Below are 4,840 nucleotides of genomic sequence, written 5' to 3'. Positions count from 1 at the left end.
ACACCACCGTCTGCCTGGGTCTCCGTTTCCCGGTTTTTTGGGTTTTGGGGGGGGGGGGGGGGGGGCCCCCCCCCCCCCCCCGGCCGGGGCAGGCCCGTCAAGGAACGGGCCTGCCCGGTACCGCTGTTACTCCTGCTCGCTGTCCTCCTGGTCGTCCTCGGCGGGCGCGTCCTCGTGCCCCTCCGTCTCGTCCGCGCCCGCGTCCGTCTCGGCCTCGGGGTCGGTGTTCTCTACCGCCCCGGCCGGTTCCTCGTACTCCTCGTCCGTGTCGTCGTACTGGTAGTCCTCTTCGCCGTCGTCGCCGTCATCGCTGGACTCCTCGTCCTCGTCGGGCGCGGGGTTCTCGGCCTGCCGCGCGGCCCTGGCCGCTTCCCGCTCCTCGCGCTGCCGCTCCTGCTCGGCCCTGCGCTCAGCCTCGGCCTCGGCTTCCTGCTCGGCGGTGGCCACCGTCTCCGCCTCGACCTCCGTCACGCCGTACCCGTGGTGCTTCAGGAAGCTGATCCACTCGGCGGTCGCGGGCCTGATCCGGCCGCGCACCGAGGGGCCGTGGTGGTAGTGGGGCTCCCCGCGCCATGCGTCGTCCTTCATGTGCTCGGCCTCGAAGTAGCCCGCCACGTGCGCGAACAGCGTCCACCAATACCGCTTGCTCGCGGTCTTCTTGATCAGCGAGCTGATCACGTCCTTCGGGTGCCGGGTGAGCCGCTCGTCCCCCAGGAACTTCGCCAGCATCGCCCCGTGCTCCTGGCTCCCGACGTAGTGGGTGTAGTGCCCATCGCTCGCGAGGAGCGTCCGCATGATCAGGTCCTTGACGTCGGCCGGGGCCTCGCCCTTGTCCTTGCACATGTCCGCGATGTGGGCCTCCCGGCCCGCTCGGGCCGTCCTCCACGCGAGGTTGTTCACCTTCACGCGGCGGCGCTCCTCGCGCACGGCCTCGGCCTTGGCGGCCTCCTCCTCGTCAGGCTCGCCGTCGCCGTCGTCACCCTGGGCGGCCCCGGCGATCCGGTGGCCATGCTTCTTCCAGTCGACGCACAGCCACACCACCTCGGCCGCGTCGGGGTCGATCGTGGCGGCGTGCCCCTCGCAGGTCTCGCTGTGCCCCTGCTCGCTCATCGGCATACCGATGCCGCTTACCAGCTCCTCCAGCGGCCGGGCGGTGCTGTAGGACCAGTTCCACACCCAGTGGACGGTGTTGACCTTCTTCTCGGCCAGTTCGGCCTTCAGGGTCTCGATCCGCTCGGTCCGGGCCTTCTTGGCGCGCAGCTCCTGCATGGCGGTCTTCCACGCGCCCCGCTTGGCGTTGCCCTCCTGCTCGTCCTTGGCCTTGGCCCGCATGAGCGTGACCTGAGCGTTGGATACGTCCTTGACCTCGTCGTAGTCGCCCAGCTCGACCCAGTCGAATTCGATCTCCTCGCCCCGGAGGTCTTCCAGGGTCTCCGCGTCCATCTGCGCGACCTTGTGGGCCGCGTCCAGCTCCTCCTCGGTGCGGCCGATGGCGGCGGCCAGGCTGCGCTTACGGGCCTTGGGCACCTTCTTGGCCTTGACCAGAAGGGCGAGCTGCTCGGCGGCGTCCACGTCGTCCTGCGCGCTCGCCTGTCGGCGGTGCAGGTTCTCCACCATCGAGACGGTCAGCGCCTCGTCATCGACGCCGCGCAGGTCGTCACGGATGATCGCCGGAATCTTCCGGTACTCGCGGCCTTCCTGCGCGGCCGCGCTGGCGACCCGGTACGCGGCCAGGGTGCGGCGCTGGCCGATCACGATGCCGAGCTGTCCGTCCCGCTCGCCCTCCTGCGGGCGCAGGATGATCGCCTGCTGAACGCCGACCTCCTCGACGCTGGCGATGAGGGCCGCGTCAGGCTCGGTGGTGTCGCCCTCCTCGCGCTTCTTGCGGTGGTTGTACGGGTCGACGATGACCAGCTTCTCCGTACCGCCGTCGGGGTCGAAGTCGAGCGGGTCGATCGCCACCAGGCGGCCGAAGACTGCCGGTTCGGCCGCCTCGTTCTCGGGGGTGTGCTCCGTCTGCTCGGTCTGCGTCACGGTCACGTTCGTGCCTTTCGTTCGTACGGGTTTCGAGTGGTGGTGCCGGTCGGGGTGCCACCCCCTTCCAACAAGCTCAATATTACCAGCGTTGGACCGGATCGCCTAGCAAAAAGGGGGTCCTGACCAGGGTTTTTCCAGGAACCGAGGGCGGCCCGCACGTCCCCTCCGGGCCGGTCCGCCCCTCTTCCTTGCCAGCCGCTTTTGGTGGCCCCGGGCCGGGGCCGGCGTCCCCCCGAGAGGGCTGCGCCCACGGCGGCGGGGGCCCGCCGCGAACACGCGCCGATGCGCGCGCAGGAACGGCGCGGCCGTCGTTCTCGGCAGCTCGCCCCTCGGCCGGCGCGGGGGCGGAGGAGGCGACGGGCTGCCGTCGCGTCCGGCGGTTACGCCGCCCGGTCCGGCCGGTACGTCCGGCCGGACCGGGCGGGGGCCTTCACCAGCGGACGGGCTCCCGGCCGGGGGCTGAGGTCTCGACCCATTCGATGCCGCCGCCCGGCGTCACCTGGATCTCGCCGCGCTCGCCGCCTTCGCCGTGGAACTTCAGCTCGCTGACGACTTCATGACCGGCTGCCAGGCAGAGCCGGACGAACCTGGCGAGCGGCTGGTGGATCGCTCCGCTCTTGGAGACGTGCGAGACCGCGAGTGCGCTGACGGTGACCGGCTGCGCCTGGTCGAGCGGCACGTCCTTCGGGATCAGGGCCCACACGCCCACGATGTCGGCCCAGGGGCCAACGGCGTCCGGGTCATCGACGCCGGGGGCCAGGCAGAAGATCGGCAGATCCGGCCCCTGCGTCAGGGGCAGAAGTGCGGGGAAGGGGATCGGCGGGGTGACCTGGACGGTTCCCTCAACGCTGTATTCGTAGCCCATGGGGCGCTCCATTCCGTGCTCGGTTCGGGTTTCGAGGGGGGCCGGTCGGGGTGCCATCCCCTTCCGGCCGGGGGCGTCCGGGGCGGCCTGGTGGCCGCCCCGGGTCGCCTTACTGCGGCAGGTGCTCGCTCGGGCGCATGATCGTGATGACGCGCTCGCCGTTGTCGCCGGGCGACGCCTCGGCCACCAGGGTCACGCGCTGCGGGTCGCGGCTGTGGCCGTCGACCGGGACGCGGTAGAGGGAGAACGCGAGCCGGGGCGGGCGGCCGGACCCTGCGGCGGCCTTGATCGCCCGGGACGCGGTGATGAGCAGGTCCCATTCCCGCTCGGCGTCGTCCAGCCGGATGCCGGTGTCCCACCGGTAGGTGTCGGGGACGGCGATGCAGTCCGCGTAAACGGCCTCGGTCATGGCCACCGGGGCGGGGAACTCGACCTCGGCGGCAATGCCGGGGTCGGCCTCGATCAGCGCGCCGGTCTCGATGGCGTGGGCGCGGGTGGTGACGGTGCCGGTCATGGTGCTCACTGGGTGCCTCTCGTTGTACGTACGGGTTTCGAGGGCCGGGGCGGCGGTGCCAACCGCCGCCCCGGCCGGGGCAGATCAGAAGTGGTCGGAGTGGACGGCGCTGTGCGCGCCGTCGAAGGTGGCGACGACCTTCAGGTGGTTGCTGGCCGCGAGGAGCAGTGCGCGGCCCTCCAGCCCCTCGAACTGGCCGACTCGCTTGGCGTGGTCCCGCGCGGCGTCAAGCAGCGCGTTCATCTCGGCGGCCAGCGGGGAGGATGCCCGGACGGTGATGATCTCGGGCGCGTACTCGTGGTCGGCGTACTCCTTGATCACCCAGTCCAGGACCACGGTGTACGACCGCAGACCCGCCCGGCGGGCCGCGCGGTGACGGGCGCGGATGGTCTTGAAGGTCTCGATGAGTGCGCGCATTGGGTGCTCCTCGGTGGGTTTCGAGTGGTGGTGCCGGTCGGGGTGCCATCCCCTACCAACAAGCTCAATATTACCAGCATTGAGCCTGATTCGGAAGCCGCAAAGGGCTCCTGACCAGGGTTTTTCTGGGTTTACCATCCCTGGATCGCGCGGTGCGCGATCCAGGCCAGGGCGGCGAGACGCTCGTGCGCCCGGAGGTACGGGGACAGCTCGGCGGGCCGGGCCTGTCCGTCGACCTCGACCGTCCAGGCGGTCTCAAGGTTGCGCGCGAAACGGTCGTATCGCCACGCCACGGGGCGGCCGTCGACGTGGCACTCCACTCGCATCGCCCGGGAGCCCATCGAATCCAGCAACGGCCCCCGGTCACAACGGGGCTCCTCCTCGACGTAGCGGGGGTTCTCGATCCGGTGCCTGAGCAGGCCCAGCCGCGCCACGAGGGTGGCGGCCAGCTCCTCCGCCCCGACGATGCCCGGCCGATAGGGAGCCAGCCCGAGCGGAATCCGGTACTCCACGGGACGGTAGGTGACGGTGTCGCGGGGGTCGATAGTCAGCAGGTCCATGGTGGCCAGCCCTTCCGTTCCGGTGGGTTTCGAGGGGTTCTCGTTGTCCGGGGTGCCATCCCCTTCCAACAAGCTCAATATTACCAGCGTTGGACCGGATCACATAGCCGAAAAGGGGGTCTGACCAGGGTTTTTCCCGGAAGTTCCATGATCTTTTAGAGGGCGACCGGGCTCCGCCGACCCCCCTCCCTGCCAGCCGCTTTTCCCTTCCCCGGCCCCGGGCCGGCCCGCACCTCCTCCACCGGCTCCAGCTCCTCCTGGCCCTCCTCGACCTCAGCCCCCGAACGGTCACCACGACGTGCCGGCACTCGGGCTCGGCGCTCCGTTCCCCCGCCTCAACCACGACGGACTTCAGCCCGTCCCCCGGTCCCCGGGGGGCGGGCGTCCGGAGGAGCCCCCCGGGGCTTCGCGCAAGGAGCGAAGCGACGCAGCCCGCGCGCAGCGCGG

General features: G+C 70.8%; 5 protein-coding genes. All 5 read right to left on the bottom strand.

Going from position 1 to position 4,840, the window contains the following annotated elements; all coding sequences use genetic code 11:
- Positions 1 to 126 precede the first annotated feature (126 nt).
- Positions 127 to 2,040 (bottom strand): ParB N-terminal domain-containing protein, encoded by a 1,914-nt coding sequence (locus AB0G56_RS42025; RefSeq protein ID WP_360981585.1) that lies wholly within the window; start codon positions 2,038 to 2,040, stop codon positions 127 to 129.
- Between the two features lie 427 nt (positions 2,041 to 2,467).
- Complete coding sequence (locus tag AB0G56_RS42020) at positions 2,468 to 2,902, bottom strand: hypothetical protein (RefSeq protein ID WP_360981582.1); 435 nt, start codon at positions 2,900 to 2,902, stop codon at positions 2,468 to 2,470.
- A 109-nt stretch (positions 2,903 to 3,011) separates the two neighbouring features.
- Positions 3,012 to 3,416 (bottom strand): DUF6573 family protein, encoded by a 405-nt coding sequence (locus AB0G56_RS42015; RefSeq protein ID WP_360981588.1) that lies wholly within the window; start codon positions 3,414 to 3,416, stop codon positions 3,012 to 3,014.
- Between the two features lie 84 nt (positions 3,417 to 3,500).
- Positions 3,501 to 3,833, bottom strand: a complete 333-nt coding sequence (locus AB0G56_RS42010; RefSeq protein ID WP_360981579.1) for a hypothetical protein — start codon at positions 3,831 to 3,833, stop codon at positions 3,501 to 3,503.
- 131 nt (positions 3,834 to 3,964) lie between these two features.
- Positions 3,965 to 4,471 (bottom strand): hypothetical protein, encoded by a 507-nt coding sequence (locus tag AB0G56_RS42005; RefSeq protein ID WP_360981576.1) that lies wholly within the window; start codon positions 4,469 to 4,471, stop codon positions 3,965 to 3,967.
- Between the last annotated feature and the right edge of the window lie 369 nt (positions 4,472 to 4,840).

It is taken from the genome of Streptomyces sp. NPDC021356 (assembly GCF_040641015.1).
Taxonomy (GTDB): domain Bacteria; phylum Actinomycetota; class Actinomycetes; order Streptomycetales; family Streptomycetaceae; genus Streptomyces.
The sequence above is the reverse complement of the archived record's forward strand: the minus strand, read 5'-3'. Positions and strand labels throughout refer to the sequence as shown.

Coding starts and splice junctions, on each gene's coding strand:
- AB0G56_RS42020 (WP_360981582.1), bottom strand. CDS start 2,902: ATGGGCTACGAATACAGCGTTGAGGGAACCGTCCAGGTCACCCCGCCG.
- AB0G56_RS42015 (WP_360981588.1), bottom strand. CDS start 3,416: ATGACCGGCACCGTCACCACCCGCGCCCACGCCATCGAGACCGGCGCG.
- AB0G56_RS42010 (WP_360981579.1), bottom strand. CDS start 3,833: ATGCGCGCACTCATCGAGACCTTCAAGACCATCCGCGCCCGTCACCGC.